Origin of the sequence: Actinospica acidithermotolerans, from assembly GCF_018139625.1 — a bacterium.
Classification (GTDB): domain Bacteria; phylum Actinomycetota; class Actinomycetes; order Streptomycetales; family Catenulisporaceae; genus Actinospica; species Actinospica acidithermotolerans.
Genome location: NZ_JAGSOH010000083.1, coordinates 1 through 15,613, shown reverse-complemented (window position 1 = coordinate 15,613; position 15,613 = coordinate 1). Strand labels below are relative to the sequence as shown.

At 71.5% G+C, this 15,613-nt stretch carries 13 protein-coding genes; 5 read left to right on the top strand and 8 right to left on the bottom strand.

Going from position 1 to position 15,613, the window contains the following annotated elements:
* The first annotated feature begins 121 nt into the window (after nucleotides 1–121).
* Together KDK95_RS37825 and KDK95_RS23830 are read left to right on the top strand one after the other, a co-directional pair.
* Nucleotides 122–1,384: an MGDG synthase family glycosyltransferase gene (locus KDK95_RS37825; RefSeq protein WP_212520495.1), complete on the top strand. Its 1,263-nt coding sequence runs from the start codon at nucleotides 122–124 to the stop codon at nucleotides 1,382–1,384.
* On the top strand, nucleotides 1,381–2,133 hold the full coding sequence (locus tag KDK95_RS23830; RefSeq protein ID WP_249161786.1) for a polysaccharide deacetylase family protein: 753 nt from the start codon (nucleotides 1,381–1,383) through the stop codon (nucleotides 2,131–2,133). Before KDK95_RS37825 ends, KDK95_RS23830 begins: the two co-directional genes overlap by 4 nt.
* Before the next feature lie 7 nt (nucleotides 2,134–2,140).
* Here the strand turns inward: KDK95_RS23830 and trxA are convergent, their stop codons facing one another.
* On the bottom strand, nucleotides 2,141–2,527 hold the full coding sequence (gene trxA, locus KDK95_RS23825; protein ID WP_212520494.1) for a thioredoxin: 387 nt from the start codon (nucleotides 2,525–2,527) through the stop codon (nucleotides 2,141–2,143).
* Nucleotides 2,528–2,766: 239 nt separating this feature from the next.
* Between trxA and KDK95_RS23820 the strand changes: the two genes are divergently transcribed.
* Together KDK95_RS23820 and KDK95_RS23815 are read left to right on the top strand one after the other, a co-directional pair.
* Nucleotides 2,767–3,564: a YhjD/YihY/BrkB family envelope integrity protein gene (locus KDK95_RS23820; RefSeq protein WP_212520493.1), complete on the top strand. Its 798-nt coding sequence runs from the start codon at nucleotides 2,767–2,769 to the stop codon at nucleotides 3,562–3,564.
* A gap of 80 nt (nucleotides 3,565–3,644) precedes the next feature.
* Nucleotides 3,645–5,600 carry an ArnT family glycosyltransferase gene (locus KDK95_RS23815; RefSeq protein ID WP_212520492.1) on the top strand — a complete coding sequence of 652 codons (1,956 nt, stop codon included), beginning with the start codon at nucleotides 3,645–3,647 and terminating at the stop codon, nucleotides 5,598–5,600.
* Between the two features lie 56 nt (nucleotides 5,601–5,656).
* On the opposite strand, the gene KDK95_RS23810 is transcribed toward KDK95_RS23815, so the two are convergent.
* The 7 genes from KDK95_RS23810 to KDK95_RS23780 form a co-directional block, all read right to left on the bottom strand.
* Complete coding sequence (locus KDK95_RS23810) at nucleotides 5,657–6,631, bottom strand: pirin family protein (protein WP_212520491.1); 975 nt, start codon at nucleotides 6,629–6,631, stop codon at nucleotides 5,657–5,659.
* 120 nt (nucleotides 6,632–6,751) lie between these two features.
* Nucleotides 6,752–10,024, bottom strand: coding sequence for an AfsR/SARP family transcriptional regulator (locus KDK95_RS23805; RefSeq protein WP_212520490.1), 3,273 nt, complete (start codon nucleotides 10,022–10,024; stop codon nucleotides 6,752–6,754).
* Nucleotides 10,025–10,031: 7 nt separating this feature from the next.
* Entirely contained in the window at nucleotides 10,032–10,889 is an 858-nt protein-coding gene (locus KDK95_RS23800) for a sulfurtransferase (RefSeq protein WP_212520489.1), read from the bottom strand.
* Between the two features lie 76 nt (nucleotides 10,890–10,965).
* Entirely contained in the window at nucleotides 10,966–11,604 is a 639-nt protein-coding gene (locus KDK95_RS23795) for a response regulator (RefSeq protein ID WP_212520488.1), read from the bottom strand.
* Nucleotides 11,605–11,936: 332 nt separating this feature from the next.
* On the bottom strand, nucleotides 11,937–13,202 hold the full coding sequence (locus KDK95_RS37820) for a sensor histidine kinase (protein ID WP_212520487.1): 1,266 nt from the start codon (nucleotides 13,200–13,202) through the stop codon (nucleotides 11,937–11,939).
* A gap of 5 nt (nucleotides 13,203–13,207) precedes the next feature.
* Nucleotides 13,208–13,993, bottom strand: coding sequence for an ABC transporter permease (locus KDK95_RS23785; protein ID WP_212520486.1), 786 nt, complete (start codon nucleotides 13,991–13,993; stop codon nucleotides 13,208–13,210).
* Between the two features lie 2 nt (nucleotides 13,994–13,995).
* Nucleotides 13,996–14,913 (bottom strand): ABC transporter ATP-binding protein, encoded by a 918-nt coding sequence (locus KDK95_RS23780; RefSeq protein ID WP_212520485.1) that lies wholly within the window; start codon nucleotides 14,911–14,913, stop codon nucleotides 13,996–13,998.
* 193 nt (nucleotides 14,914–15,106) lie between these two features.
* On the opposite strand from KDK95_RS23780, the gene KDK95_RS23775 reads away from it, so the two are divergent.
* Nucleotides 15,107–15,403 (top strand): Ig-like domain-containing protein, encoded by a 297-nt coding sequence (locus tag KDK95_RS23775; protein WP_212520484.1) that lies wholly within the window; start codon nucleotides 15,107–15,109, stop codon nucleotides 15,401–15,403.
* The last annotated feature ends 210 nt before the right edge of the window (nucleotides 15,404–15,613 follow it).

Genomic DNA, 15,613 nt, shown 5'->3' with positions numbered 1-15,613 from the left:
CTAAGTTCCTTCTGAGGAACCTAGGCATTTCGGTTTTCGAGCCGCTACCTTGGGCCTCTGTTGCCGTCGGCAGGTCCCCTCGCCGGCGAGGCCCTAGCGGACGACGACACGGAGGAACCCGGTGGCCGGAGGACGAATACGCCGACCCGCCCGAACGGCGCAGGCGCCGCACCAGGGCAGGGCGGTGGTCTTCTCGGCCCGGGTCGGCGCCGGCCACGACGCCGCGGCGAACGAGATCTCGCGCCGCCTCGCGGGCGCCGGTCTGCAGGTGGACCGGTACGACTTCCTGGACCAACTGCCGGGCGCGGTCGGCCGGATGATGTGCGACTCGTACCACAACATGCTGGTCGCGGCGCCGTGGAGCTACCAGATGCTCTACGGGGCGCTGGACCGCTCGCGCGGCCTGTCGCTGCAGGTCTCCTTCTTCTCCGCACTCTCCACGCGCCGCATGCTCGACGCGATCGGCACGGACGCGCGGGTCGTGGTCTCCACGTACCCGCTGGCGAGCCAGGTCCTCGGACGTCTGCGCGCGCATGGACGGCTGCACGTCCCGGTCGTGACATACCTGACCGACTACTCCGTGCACCGGCTGTGGGTGGCCGAGGGCGTGGACGGACATACAGCGGTGCACGACGTCGCCGCGGCCCAGGCACGGGCTCTCGGCGCCGCGCAGGTGGTGACTGTGGACCCTGCCGTGGATCCGCGTTTCTATCCGAGCACGGAGGCCTCACGCGCCCGGGCGCGCGCCAAGTTCGGCCTGCCGGCCGAGGGCAAACTCGCTCTGCTGGTCGGCGGCTCCTGGGGCATCGGCGAGTTCGATCAGACCGTCCGCGACATCAAGGCGACCGGCCTCGCCCAGTGCGTGGTCGTGTGCGGCCAGAACGACGACCTCCGCAAGCGGCTGCTCGAACAGGGCGTCGAGCACGTGTACGGCTGGGTGGACGACATGCCCGGCCTGATGCACGCGTGCGACGTGCTGGTCCAGAACGCGGGCGGGATGACCGTGTACGAGGCGCGCGCGTGCCGCCTGCCGGTCGTGACCTACCGCACGCTGCCCGGGCACGGCGAGACGAACGCGCAGGCCCTGGACGAGGCCGGAACGGCTCCCTGGGTGCGCGACGCGGCCGATCTGCGTGTCACCCTGGAGAAGGCGCTGCGGGAGCTGCCCTGGCAGGTGGTGCCGGACTTCGCGGCCGACCCGGTCGCGGTGATCCTGGGCATGGCGCCGCAGCAGGGCGCCGCCTCGATCGGCCGGATCCCGAAGCAGCGGGACCGGCGCAACCGCCGCTGGGAGCGCAGGCTGCGCGGCGTGCGCTTCGGCACGGCCGGGCGGGACGCCGGCGAGCAGGACGAGTTCGACTACGAGACGCGGGAAGTGGCATGAGCGACGTCGCCGGCTTGACCAAGCGGATGGCCGGGTTGGCCGCGCTCGGCGCGTTCGCGCAGGCGGCGCCGATGGTGACCAGTCTCGGGCCGGTGCGCGCCGCCGTCTTCCCGCGGCTGACCGGCCTCGGCCGGCCCGGGCACGTGGCGCTGACCTTCGACGACGGGCCCGACCCGGCCTCCACGCCGCGGTTCCTGGACGCCCTCGACGAGGCCGGCGTGCGCGCGACGTTCTTCCTGCTCGGCCGGATGGTGCAGCGCGCGCCCGCGCTGGCCCGGCGGATCTCCGACGCGGGCCACGAGGTGGCGCTGCACGGCTGGGGGCACCGCGCGCACATCGCGCTCACCCCCGCGCAGACCCTGCGCGACCTGCGCCAGGGCCGGGACGAGGTGGCCAGCGCGACCGGCCGGGCGCCGTACTGGTACCGGCCGCCCTACGGCGTGGCCACCGCCGCGACCTTCTCGGCCTGCCGGAAGCTGGGCCTGCGGCCGGTGCTGTGGAGCGCCTGGGGCCGCGACTGGACCGCGACCGCGACGCCGGAATCGGTGTTCCACACCGTCGCGCGCGACCTGCGCGGCGGCGGCACGATCCTGCTGCACGACTCCGACTGCACCTCGAAGCCGGAGTCCTGGCGCTCGACGCTCGGCGCGCTCCCGCTGCTGCTTGAGCACTGTGCCGAGCAGGGCTGGAAGGCCGGCCCGCTGCGCGAGCACGGGATCGCGGACGCCGACGCCGAGATCGGCTCCTGACGGCGTTTCAGGCCTGGCTCTGCTCCTGGTCCTGGCCCTCCTCGATGCCGGCCTCGCGCCGCACCTTGTCCATGTCGAGCGTGCGGGCCTGCTGCAGCAGGTCCTCGAGCGCGGCCTCGGGCAGCGCGCCCGGCTGCGCGTAGAGCACGACCCGGTCGCGGATGACCATCAGCGTCGGGATGGCCGAGACGTTGAAGGTGGCGGCGAGGTCCGGGTTGGCCTCGGTGTCCACCTTGCCGAACACGACGTCCGGGTTCTTCTCCGCGACCCGCTCGAAGATCGGGGCGAACTGGCGGCACGGCCCGCACCAGGAGGCCCAGAAATCGACGAGGGTGATCCCCTCGCGGTCGGTGTGCTCCTCGAAGTTCTGTACGGTCAGTTCGAGCGTGGCCATCTTGGTCCTCCGACTCCGATCGGTTCATTCCACCCTAGACGCCGAGAGCGGTTGCCCACCAGCGCGCAGGGCGGGCGCGGCCCGGGCGCGACCCGGGTCGGCGTGGCGTGCGCAAAGACGCTACAGTCGGTGGCACGGAGCCGACCCGTGGTGATCATCGAGGAGTTTCAGTGTCCGTGCTCACTCCCGGGTCCTCGAGACGGCCGACCTCGAGGATCCCAGGGCAGCGGGGGGTGCGCATGACGACCGAGCCGCCGAGCGAGCCGGCGCACGTCGGGGGAATGCGCGGCTTCCTGCACCGCGCCTGGCGGGAGAGCCAGGAGCTGGAGCTGATGCACCGCGCGCTGGGCTTCGCGGCGCTCGGCCTGGTGACGCTGATCCCGCTGCTGCTGGTGGTCTCCGCGGCCGATCCGGTGGGCGGCCGGCAGTTCCCGTCCTGGCTGGCGGCGGCGATCGGCCTGTCCGCGACGGCGGCGAAGGAACTCGGGCCGGTCTTCGGCTCGCCGGCCCGCGCGCTGTCCGCGACGACCGCGCTCGGCCTGGCCGGGCTTGCGGCGTTCGGGTTGTCCTTCGTCTCGGCCGTGCAGGTGGGCTTCGAGCGGATCTGGATGCTGCCGCCGGCCCGGCTGATGAGCGTGTGGCGGCGGGTGGTCTGGCTGGCCGCGCTGATCGGCTTCCTGTTCGTCGCGGCGGACACCAGCCTGCTGCCGCGCGACTCGCTGCTGCGCACCCTGGTGCAGACGGTGGTGGCGACGGCGGGCTCGACCGGCTTCTTCTGGTGGACCGCCAGGTTCCTGCTGGCCGGCCGGATGGGCTGGATGCAGCTGCTGCCCGGCGCGATGCTGACGGCCGCCGGGCTGGTCGGCCTGCGGCTGTTCTCCGCGGTGGTCTTCTCCCCGCTGGTCGTCTCCAGCGCCGCGGCCTACGGCGCGATCGGCACGGTCGTGGTGCTCACCTCGTGGCTGATCGGCATCGGCTTCGTGCTCTTCGGCGGCGGCCTGCTCGGCCGGCTGCTGATGGAGCACTCGGCCGGCTGAGTCTCCCGGTTCAGAACTGACACACCCTCACAGTGATCCGCTACTCTTTGCATCGATCTGATCGCAGCGAGTAGTGAGGGGTGATCGGAGTGGACCACGCGCGCACCGTGCCGCGCACGAGACGAGAACGGCTGCTGTTGGCCGGCGTCGTGCTGCTCGCCGCGACCATGTATGGCTGGGAGGCGGCGCACGCGGGCTACCACGGCTTCTACGCCGTGGCCGTGCGCTCGATGACGACGGGCTGGCGGGCCTTTCTGTTCGGCGCGCTGGACCCGGACGCGTCGATCACCATCGACAAGATCCCGGGCTTCCTGTGGCCGCAGGCGGTCAGCGCGCAGATCTTCGGCTTCCATCCCTGGTCGCTGGTGCTGCCCCAGGTGATCGAGGGCATCGTGACCGTGCTGGCGCTGAACTCGGCCGTGCGCCGCTGGATTGGGCCGGCCGGCGGCCTGCTCGCGGCCGGGATCTTCGCGCTGACGCCGGTGGCGGCGTCGCTGTTCGGCAAGGCGCTGGAGGACGCGGCGCTCACCTGCGCACTGGTGCTGGCCGCGGCCGCGTGGCAACGCGCGGTGCTGAGCGGACGGCTGCGCTGGCTCATGCTGTGCGGCGTCTTCGTCGGCCTCGGGTTCCAGGCCAAGATGATGCAGGCCTGGGCCGTCCTTCCGGCCTTGGCCATCGCCTACCTCGTCGCCGCTCCCCCGCGCCGGGCCACCCGGCTGTGGCACACGCTCGCGGCGGGCGCGGTCTGCGTCGCCGTGTCGCTGTCCTGGGTGATCGTCGCGACCCTGACCCCGGCCGCGGACCGCCCGTACATCGACGGCTCGACGAACAACAGCGCGATCGCGATGGTCTTCGGCTACAACGGCCTGGCCCGCTTCGGCTCGGTGGGCATCTCGGCTGCCGGCACCGGCAGTGTGGCTTCGATGCAGGGCGGGCGCTTCGGCGGCGGCGCCGAAAGCGGCTGGTTCAAGCTCTTCGAGCACGATTTCGCCTCGCAGGTCGGCTGGCTCTACCCGGTGGCGGCGGCAGGAATCGTCCTCGCGCTGCTGCTGCGCCGCGACCGCCCGCGCACCGACCCGGTGCGCGGCAGCGCGCTCATGTGGACCATCTGGCTTCTGATGACCGGCCTCGCGCTCTCGGCGGGCAGCGTCCCGCATTCGACATACGTCGTAGCGCTCGCCCCTCCCCTGGCCGCGCTCTCCGCGTACGCGCTCACCCGCACCGTCGCCATGTACCGCAACGCGCAGACCAGGCTGGACCGCCTCGCGCTCCCCGTCCTGACCGCCGTCACCCTCGCCTGGGCGGTGCGGCTGAGCGCCGATTTCCCCGCGTTCGTCCCCGGCATCGCGCTGCCGCTCGCGATCGCGGCGATTGTCGTGGTCGCGATCGCCGTACGACGGACCGCGTGGGCTGCCGCCGCCTGCTGCGCGACGATGCTCGCGGTCCCGGCGCTCTGGTCGCTCTCGGTCTTCGACTCGAACTACGCTGGAAGCTCCGGCAACGCGAACGCGGGCGGCTACACCGGCGGCATGTTCACGCACTTCGCCAGGGCCTTGCCCGACACCACGGTTCCCCGCACCCGCCAGGCCGCCTCCGCCAAGGCCGTCGCCTTCAACCCGTTCGATCCGCCGAGCAGACTCAGCGCCGCGCAGAGCCGGCTGCTCACGTACCTCACCGATCACCGCGACGGATCGCGCTATCTGGTGGCGACGGAGTCGTGGTCGGTTGCGTCGCCCTACATCCTGAGCGAAGAGGCATCGGTGCTGCCGATAGGGGGCTTCTCCGGCGACGCGGACTTCCCGCAGCCGCAGCAGTTCGACAGCCTGCTCAGGTCCGGCAAGCTGCACTACGTGCTGCTGACCGGATCCGGCATGCACATGCCGCAGGTGCGCAGCGCGTCGGCGAAAGCGGTCAAGGTGCAGCAGACGGACGTCACGAAGATCGCGGCCGACGTCGCCGCGCACTGCGCGCTGGTGCCTGGAACGGCGTACGGGGCCGTCCCCGAAGAGACGGCCCCGCTGTACCGCTGCCCTTGATCGAACGCTGCGCCCAATCGACCGCTGCCCTTGATCGACCGCTGTCCTTAGTCGGATCAAGCGCCGATGTGCGGGATCGGGTCGGCCGGGATGACGCCCAGCTTGCCCTTCTTGTAGTCCTCGAACGCCTGGACGACCTCGGCCTGCGTGTTCATCACGAAGGGACCGTAGGCGAAGACCGGCTCGCGGATCGGCTGGCCGCCGAGCAGCAGGACGTCGAAGTTCGGCGTCCGGCTGTCCGGACGGTCGGTGGCGGCGATGGTGATCGTGTCGCCGGCGCCGAAGACCGTCAGATGGTGCGCGTCGAACGGCCGGGAGTCGGCGCCGACCGTGCCGCGGCCGGAGAGCGAGTAGGCCAGCGCGTTGTACGCCGGGTTCCACGGCAGCGTCATCGAGGCGCCGGGGCTGAGCGTGGCGTGCAGCATCGTGATCGGCGTGAACGTGGAGCCCGGGCCGCGGTGCTCGCCGACGTCGCCAGCCACCACGCGGATCAGCGCGCCGCCATCCGGCGTGGTCAACAGCGTGGCTTGCGGGCCCTCGATGCTCTGGTAGTGCGGCGGGTTCCACTTGTTGGCCGCGGGCAGGTTCACCCACAGCTGGATGCCGTGGAACAGGCCGCCCGACATCACGAGGGACTCCGGCGGGGTCTCGATGTGCAGCAGCCCGCTGCCCGCGGTCATCCACTGCGTGTCGCCGTCGGTGATCACACCGCCGCCGCCGTGCGAGTCCTGGTGCACGAAGGTGCCGTCGATGATGTAGGTCACGGTCTCGAACCCGCGGTGCGGGTGCCACGGGGTGCCCTTCGGCTCACCCGCGGCGTACTCGACCTCGCCCATCTGGTCCATGTGGATGAAGGGGTCGAGGGTCTGCTTGGACACGCCCGCGAAGGCCCGGTAGACGGGGAATCCCTCGCCCTCGAAACCCTGCGGCGCGCTCGTGATCGAGCGCACCTTGCGCGGCGTGGCGACCTGCGGGTCGGGCACGGGGACGCGCGGCAGTTCCAGCAGCCTGTCGGTGGTCACGGCGGGCATCTCGTCCTCCTTCGGATTCCGTCCGAGCGGGGCGTCTCGCGTCCGCTCGGATAGTTGAACATTAAACGATCGGCTCGCATTCCGCCACCCGCGCCCGCCGTTCGGGTGCCGTTCGGGCGGCTACGGTGCGAGGGCGAGCACGTCCGCCTTGGGCAGGCGGCGGCCGCGCGCGAACGCGGCGTCGAAGGCGTCCTGGCCGAGGGCGGCGAGGGCGGCTGCGCGGGTGTGCGGATCGGCGTAGGAGGCCTGGTTCTCCATGCCGGTCACCGCGAAGGCCGCGCCCAGCAGCTCCGCCGCGCGGACGTGGTCGCACTCCGCGGCGGCGAGGGCGGCCAGACCGCGCAGCACCTCGTCGAGCCCGGACATGAAGCTCAGGAACGGACCATCCCACACTACGTCCACGGCCCGCCGGAAGCAGTCCCTGGCGATGTCGAAGTCGCCGTCCAGGATGGCCAGGTAGCCGCGGCGGGCCAGGGTGTTCGAGCGGGCCATGCTCACGTCGCGGCGCTCGGAGTGCGCCTCGATCAGCTCGGTCGCGCTGCTCAGTCGGCGGCGCGCCTCGGCCCGGTCGCCGGCCCGGAACGCGAGGGCGGCGAGCTCGGCGTGCCCGGTCGCCGCGTCGGAGAACTCGCCGCAGCGCTCGGCGGTGGCGACCGCCCGCTCCATCGTCCGGCGGCCCTGCTCCATCTCCCCGGCGTGGCTGCGCGCGAGGCCGACCCTGATCAGCAGCATCGAGCCCGACTCCCGGGTCATCCCGTCGGTCGCGTGGGCGTGCGCCTCCTCCGCGTAGTCCACGGCGTCCCGGAACCGGCCCTTGGCCAGCGCGAACTCGGTGAGGACGACGAGCGTGAACATCAGCCCCTGCCGCTCGCCGATTTCGCGGAAGCGCGCGTAGCCGGTGAGCAGCAGTTGCTCGGCGGCCTCGGGGTTCGCGTCGTTGAGTTCGAGCAGCGCGGCGAACGAGTACCGGGCTGCGCGCACCCAGGGATCGGGATGGCCGGCGAGGGCTTCGAGGCGGCCGCGCGTGCGGGCCGCGTCCGCGCCGCGGGTGATGAGCACGCTGGCGACGGGCCGGGCGAGGGCGAGCAGGGGGTGGCGGAAGCCGGAGGTGTCCTCGGGCAGGCCCTCGAGCAGGACCTTGCCGACGGCTTCGGCGTCGTCGGCGTTCTTCTGCGTCGCGCGCACGATCTTCCGCATCAGCGTGCAGAGCAGCTGCGCCTCGGTGAGCTCGGCGGGGATCTCGGGGGTCGAGCGCTCGACCAGCGCGCCGATCTCCTCAGCCCACTCGGTGGCTTCCTTCTCGAAGTTGCGCATCATCCAGAACCAGAGCAGTCCATGGAAGATGCGCAGCGCGGTCACGACGTCTTCGCCGGCCACGCAATGCCGCAGCGCGGCGCTGAAGTTGTCGTGTTCGAGCGTGATCCGGGTGATCCAGCGCAGCTGGTCCGCAGTCCGCAACTCCGGCTCGGCACGCTCGGCGAGCGCGGCGAAGTGCGCGGCGTGCGCATCTTGGACGCGGGCGCGTTCGCCGGACTCCTCCAGACGGTCGGCAGCGTAGGCACGGACCGTTTCGAGCAGGCGGTAGCGCACCTCGCCCGCGTCGTCCTCCTGGGCCACGACCAGCGACTTGTCGACGAGGGAGGCGATCACGTCGATCACCTCGTCGGGCTCGGTGCCGCATACGTGCGTCGCGGCCTCGGGCATCGCGCCGCCCGCGAAGGCGGACAGCCGCGCGAGGACCGTGCGCTCCCCGGGCGTGAGCAGGTCCCAGCTCCAGTCGACGATCGCGCGCAGCGTCTGGTGCCGCGGCAGCGCGGTTCGGCTGCCGCTGGACAGCAGCCGGAAGCGGTCGTCGAGCCGGTCCGCGACCTGCTGTGCCGTAAGCGAGCGCAGCCGCGCGGCGGCGAGTTCGATGGCGAGCGGGATGCCGTCGAGGGCGCGGCAGATGCGGACGACGGGCTCGGCGTTCGCGGCCGTGAGCTGGAAGCCGGGGCGCACCGAGCCCGCGCGCTCGACGAACAGCCGGACCGCCGCGTACTCGGCGGCGGATTCGGCCGGCGGCGCCTCGACCGTTAAGTCAGTCGCGGCCTCCGGCGGGAGTGCGAGCGAGGCGACCGGGCAGAGCGTCTCGCCGGTCAGCGCGAGCGGTTCGCGGCTCGTCGCCAGTACCCTGACTCCCGGCGCGGCCGCGAGCAGCTTGTCGACGAGGTCTGCCACCGCGTCGAGCACGTGCTCGCAGTTGTCCAGGATCAGGATCATCCTGCGCTCGGCGACCAGCGAATGCAGGCGCTCGCGCGGGTCCACCGTATCGACGCCCTCGATCGCGATCTCGGCGAGGGTGAGCGTGTTCTCGCCGCCGAGCGCCGTGAGCACCGCCTGCGCCACGTGCGCTCCGTCTGCCACCGCTGCGAGCGGCGCGAACCACACTCCGTCCGGAGCTAGCTCGCTGAGGCGTGCACCGCATTCCTGCGCGAGCCGCGTCTTTCCGGCACCGCCCGGGCCGTTGAGCGTGACGAGGCGGGCGTTGCACAGCAGCTCGCTGACGAGTTCGAGCTCGGATTCGCGGCCGATGAAGCTGGTGAGCTGCGCGGGCAGGTTTCCGCGACGCGGGGCGACCTGGCGCAGCGGAATTGGCACGATGGGCGCGACGGGGGCGGCCGCAGGCTCCTGACGGAGCATCGCGAGATGCAGCTTCGTCAGCTCCGGCGACGGGTCGACGCCGAGCCGGCCGGCCAACGTGGCGCGCAGCTCCTCGTACGCGGCCAGGGCTTCGGCTTGGCGGCCGAGCGCGTAGAGCACCTTCATATAGCGCGCGTGCAGGCCCTCGCGGAACGGGAAGGCGATGCGCAGTTGCTCGAGCTCGGGCAGCAGGTCGGCCGCGGGGGCCGGTTGCGCGAGCAGCGCGTCCACGAGGTATTCGACGGCTGCGACACGCTGCTCGTCGAGCGCGGCGGTCTCCGGCTCGGCGAACGGCATTCCCTCGACGTCGGAGAGCGGCGTACCGCGCCAGAGCGCGAGCGCATCGCGCAGGCTCTGCGCGGCGGAGGCGGCGTCGCCGGACTCCAGGCACGCGCGACCGTGGCGGACGTAATTCTCGAAGCGGACGAGGTCGACGTCCTCGGGGCGCACGTTGAGCCGGTAACCGCCGCCGCCCTGCTCGATCGTCGCGCGGCCGACGAGCGCGCGCAGTCGGGAGACCAGTGCCTGCAGCGCGTTGTGCGCGGCGTTCGGCGGTTCGTCCTGCCAGAGGTCGTCGATCAGCCGCTCGGCCGAGACGACGCGGCCGGGGTCGAGCGCGAGGCGGATCAGCAGAGCGCGAAGCCGGCGGCCGGGGATCTCGACGAGCCCGTCCGCCGCGCGGACTTCGAGCGTCCCGAGGATGGCGACGCGCATCGCCGGGCTACGCCTCGGATCCGGTGGCGACCGGCCGGTCCGGCTGGTTCGACCACTGCGACCACGAGCCCGGATAGAGCGCGGCGTGGATCCCGGCCACCGCCAGCGCCGCGACCTCGTGCGCCGCGGTCACCCCGGAGCCGCAGTACGCCGCGACCGCGTCCGGCTTGCCCGCCACCGCGCCCAGCGCCTCGAAGCGCGCGCGCAGCTCGTGCGGGTCCTTGAACCGGCCGTTGCCCTGGAGGTTCTCCGACGTCGGCGCGCTCAGCGCGCCCGGGATGTGGCCCGCCTTCGGATCGACCGGCTCCTGCTCGCCGCGGTAGCGCTCCCCCGCGCGCGCATCCAGCAGCACGCCGTTCGACGGGAAAGCCGCCGCCTCGTCGATGTCCAGCGTCGGCATGTGCCCCGAGCCAAGGTCCACGTCGCCCGGCTGCGGCGCCGGGATCGGGTCATCCGGACCGTCGAGTACGTAATTCGCCTCAACCCACGCCCTGAGCCCGCCGTCCAGCAGGCGCACATCCTCGTGGCCGGCCCAGCGCAGCAGCCACCAGGCGCGCGCCGCGGCCTGGCCGCCGTTGTCGTCCAGCACGACGACGCTCTGGCCGTTGCGCAGCCCCCAGCGTCGCGCCGTCGCCTGGAAGTTCTCGGGGCTCGGCAGCGGATGGCGCCCCTCGGCCGGGGTGGCGTGCGCGGCGAGATCCTCGTTGAGGTCCACGTAGACCGAGCCGGGGATGCGGCGCTCGACGTAGTGCGCGTGGCCGTGCGGGTCGCCGAGCACCCAGCGCACGTCGAGCACCAGCGGCCGGCCGGCCTCCCGCGCGAGCCGGTCGTGCAGCTCTTTCGCGCTGATCAGCACGTCTACCATGGTCGCTCCAGGGTCACGTCTCGGGTCGGGGGCAGCACCGCACGTCGAGCTTAGCCGAGGCACGACTCGCGGGTGATCAGCCGAGCAGGCCGCGCTTGTAGGCCTCCGCGACGGCCGCGGCCCGGTCGCGCACACCCAGCTTGGCGTAGGCGTGCAGCAGATGCGTCTTGACCGTCGCCTCGCTGATGAACAGCTGCTTCGCGGCCTCGCGGTTGGTCGTGCCCGAGGCCACCAACGCGAGCACCTTGAGCTCGCGGTCCGTCAGTTGCTCCACGGGCACAGCCGGCGTGCGGACGCGGCCGAGCACCTTCTGCGCGACCGACGGCGCGAGCACGGCCTGGCCGAGGTACGCCGCGTGGACCGCGCGCAGCAGTTCGTCGCGTGGCGCGTCCTTGAGCAGGTACCCGGTGGCGCCGGCCTCGACCGCGGGCAGCACGTCCGAGTCGCTGTCGAAGGTCGTGAGGACCAGAACCCTGATGCCGGGCGCCTTCTCGCGCAGCACCCGGATCGCCTCGACGCCGCCCATCCGCGGCATCCGCAGGTCCATCAGCACGACGTCCACGCCAAGGGCCACCGCGCGGTCCACCGCCTCGACGCCGTCCGCCGCGTCGCCCGCGACCTCGAACGCGGGCTCGCTCTCGAAAACCGCGCGCAGGCCGTCGCGCACGATCGGATGGTCGTCCACAATCAGCAGCCTGATCTGCCGCTCCGTCACGACTCCCCTTCCTCCATCGGTTCGGCCCACAGCGGCCTGATCTGCCGCTCCGTCACGGCTCCCCTTCCTCCTTCGGTTCGGCCCGATACAGCCTGACCTGCTGCTCCGTCACGGCTGCCCTTCCTCCATCGGTTCGGCCCGGTACAGCCTGGCCTGCCGCTCCGTCACGACTCCCCTTCCTCCATCCGTTCGGCCCGGTACAGCCTGACCCGCCGCTCCGTCACGACTCCCGTGCCTCCATCGGTTCGGCCCGGTACAGCCTGACCCGCCGCTCCGTCACGACTCCCCTCTCTCCATCGGTTCGGCCCGGTACAGCCTGACCCGCCGCTCCGTCACGACTCCCGTGCCTCCATCGGTTCGGCCCGGTACAGCGCCGGGACGCACGCGCTCACAGTCGTCCCGTCGCCGGGTGTGCTCTCGATCTCCAGGCCGCCGCCGACCTGCCGGAGCCGCTGGCGCATCGCCGCGAGCCCGTAGCCGTCGCCGTTCGTCCGCCCCGCGTCGAAGCCCTTGCCATCATCCAGCACGTCGAGTGAGACCTGATCGTGCATATACGTCAGCGTCATGCCGGCGCGCGTGGCCTGCGCGTGCTTCGCGATGTTGGCGAGCGCCTCCTGCGCGGCGCGGAACAGGACGACCTCCAGCGCGGGCTGCAACGGCGTCGCCTCGCCATCCACCTCGACGCGCACGGGAACGCCGGAGGTCTGCTTCCACTCCTCAGCGAGCGTCCGCACCGCGTCGGGCAGCCGCGCGCCCTCCAGCTTCTGCGGACGCAGCGCCTGCACGGAGCGCCGCGCCTCGGCGAGGCTGTCGCGGGCGAGATCCTTCGCCAGGCCGAGGTGACGACGGCGGCGCGCTTCGTCGCCGTCGGCCAGCTCGGCCGCTTCGAGCTGCGCGAGGATCCCGGTCAGGCCCTGCGCGAGCGTGTCGTGGATCTCGCCGGCCATCCGCTGGCGCTCGTCGAAGACTCCTGCCTCCCGGGCCTGCGCGACGAGCTGCGCGTGCAGCCCCGCGTTCTCCTCCATCATCTGCTCGAGCCGCTGGTTCGCCTCGGAGAGCTCGTCGATGGTGCGCGTGCGCTGCTCGGCGCGCCGATCCTCGTCCATCGCGGCCCTGGTCATCGCGCCGACGATGAAGACGTTCGCCGCGAACAGCCCGATGTACGGGATCCACCCCCTGCCGGTGAGCTGAGCCGCGCCGCCGATCTCGGACAGCGCCATCAGCCCGGCGTTGACCACCATGCCGGCCACCTTCCAGCGGCCGGGCACGTACTGCACGAAGAGGTAGCCGGTGAAGCCGAAGATCGCGAAGAAGGGATTGACGATGATCAGCGCGCCGATCAGCGCCAAGTGCCCGACGTAGAACACGACGGACTTCGCCACGTGCTCGCTCTGCTCACCGTGCCGCGGCCGCATCGTGAGCAACCAGACGGCTGCCAGGCCGGACAGGCCGACCGACCAGGCGACGAACCGCTCCGTCAGCGGCTGCTCGGTGCTGAGCGAGAGGATCAGCGAGACGGCGAGCGCGACGTACGGGACGACCGCGAAGGCCAGGTCGATCCGGCGCTCGCGCACCTCGATCGGCGACGTCGGCGGCACTGCTCTCACTCCCAGCGGAAGAGCTTGGCGGAGGCGAGTCCCCCGAGCACAGTGTAACCGGCCAGTACCGCAAGGTGTTGCCACAACGCCCCGGTACCGGACCAGGCGTCCATCACCGCGCCGAAGGGCACGTACTCGCCGATGGTCTGCATGACGTGCGGCATCTGCGCGATCGGGATGTACAGGCCGGCGAAGAAGAAGTTCAGGATCATGAAGGGGATCCCGATGCCGTTGGCCATCGTGTTCGTGGTGGCGACCGCGGCCGGCACCATGCCGACGGCGATGACCGCCACGAACCCGAGCGCGAACGCGCTGATCACGGCGCCGAGGTTCGGAGGCAGCTTGGCGCCGAACACGAGCGTGCCGAGAAGCACGATCAGCACGACGCTGAGCGCGGCGAACGCGGCCAGCACGCTCACAAGCGCGGCAAGCATTCCGCCCGGCGGCACCGGGCTGACCTGGAAGCGTCGCAGCGTGTTGCGTTCACGGAACGAGGCCATCGCGCCCGGGAGCACCGTGCAGGCGACCATCAGCGGCGTCATCGCGGCAATCGTCGGCACGTATACGTCGAGCACGCTGCGTCCCCCGAGGTCCGCCTGCGGCGTCTTCGCGCTCGCGATGCTGCCGAAGATGGTCAGCAGCACCACCGGCAGCAGGATCGTCACGAACGCCCCCGGCTCCCGCCGCATCAGCTTGAGGTGCATGGCGGCCAGAGCGAAGAAGCCCTTCACCGTCAGCCCGCGACGCAGGCGCGCCGGAGCTGCGGCGGTGTCCACAGTCATAGCGGTCATGATCAGTTCTCCTTTGCGGTTTCCATGTGCGAGGTCAAGGACACGAACGCGTCGTCGAGGCTGGTCTGCTCGACGCGCAGCCCCTCGGCGATGATCTGCGAGCGAGCGAGCAGCGAGGTCACGGCCTGGACCAGCTGCGACGTGCCCGCGAGCTCGATCTGCGCGCCGTGCCGGGTGACGGTCTCGACCTCCGGCAGCGCGAGCAGTTCGGCATCCGAGACCGGCGCGGACGGCCGGAAGCGCATCCGCTGTCCGCCGCCGGTCCGCTCGGCCAGGCCGGCGGGCGTGTCCACGGCCACGACCCGGCCGCGGTCGATGAGGGCGAGCCGGTCGCACAGCCGCTCGGCCTCCTCCATGAAGTGCGTGACCAGCAGCACGGTGACCCCCTGGTCGCGCACCTGCTCGACGAGCCCCCAGGTCTCGCGCCGCGCGTGCGGATCGAGCCCCGTGGTCAGCTCGTCGAGAATGACTACGCGTGGGTTCCCGACCAGCGCGAGCGCGATCGCGAGCCGCTGCTTCTGCCCGCCGGACAGCTTCTTGTAGCGCGCCTGCGCCTTCCCGGCGAGCCCGAGCCGCCGCAGCAGCACGTCGATATCCGCCGGATCCCGGTAGAACGACGCAAACAGCCGCATGACCTCGCGGACCTGCAGCTTGTCCGGCAGCCCGGCCTCCTGCAACTGCACGCCGACCGTCTGGTGCAGCTCGTCGCGGTCGGCGACCGGGTCGAGCCCGAGCACCCGCACGCTGCCGCCGTCCGCAGCACGCAGCCCGGAGATGCACTCCACCGTCGTGGTCTTGCCGGCGCCGTTAGGACCGAGAATCCCGAAGATCTCCCCCGGCTCCACGCTGAACGACACATCGTCGACGGCCGTGACCCGGCCGTACTCCTTATGCAGATTGGTGACTTCGATAACTGGCATACCCCGAGCATCCCGCCGACGACGCCCCACCGGATCGACCACCAGGCCTCATCCCCGCCCCGCCGCGGTGGACCGCGCCATCCACCGATCGGTGGACAACGGCCTCAGCACAAGGGGTAGCGGGTAGGGGTGTTTCGTGGAAACCTGGTGCGACGTGAGCGCAACTACTTCTGGGCTCAAATACTCAGTCGCCGTGATAGACGACAACGCCCCCGCAAACGGCTTCAGCGCGAACTGCGTCCTGATCCGCGTCAGCGGACCCGACGACACCCCATGCGTCGGCCTCCCCATAGCCTTCAGCGCGGACAACGGCGCCGCCGTCCTCGCCAGCGACGCGGTGACCAACCACTACGGCGTCGCCCAGGTAGACGTCGTCAGCGCCCACGTAGGCTGCTGCACGGTCACCGTAGCCGACAGCGAAGGCGTCAGCCGCAGCACGATCGTCACCTTCACCGAGCGCCGCAGCGGGCTGACGGTGGCACTGAGGTAGGCAGAGCGCGCGGTGCTGGCAGCTGAGGTCTCACCCTGAATGTGGATGCCTTTAACATCGACATCGACGTCTTCCAAAGTAGGTGTCTTCAAGTCACGTCGAATTCGCCTCTGGCGTGCCTGGCAACGGTTATCCCCGGGTGTGGCGGCATGCCTGCGGTTCCCTGGGTTCCGAGTCGCAGCTTTGCTGCTCCCCGGTTTGCGCTGGTTC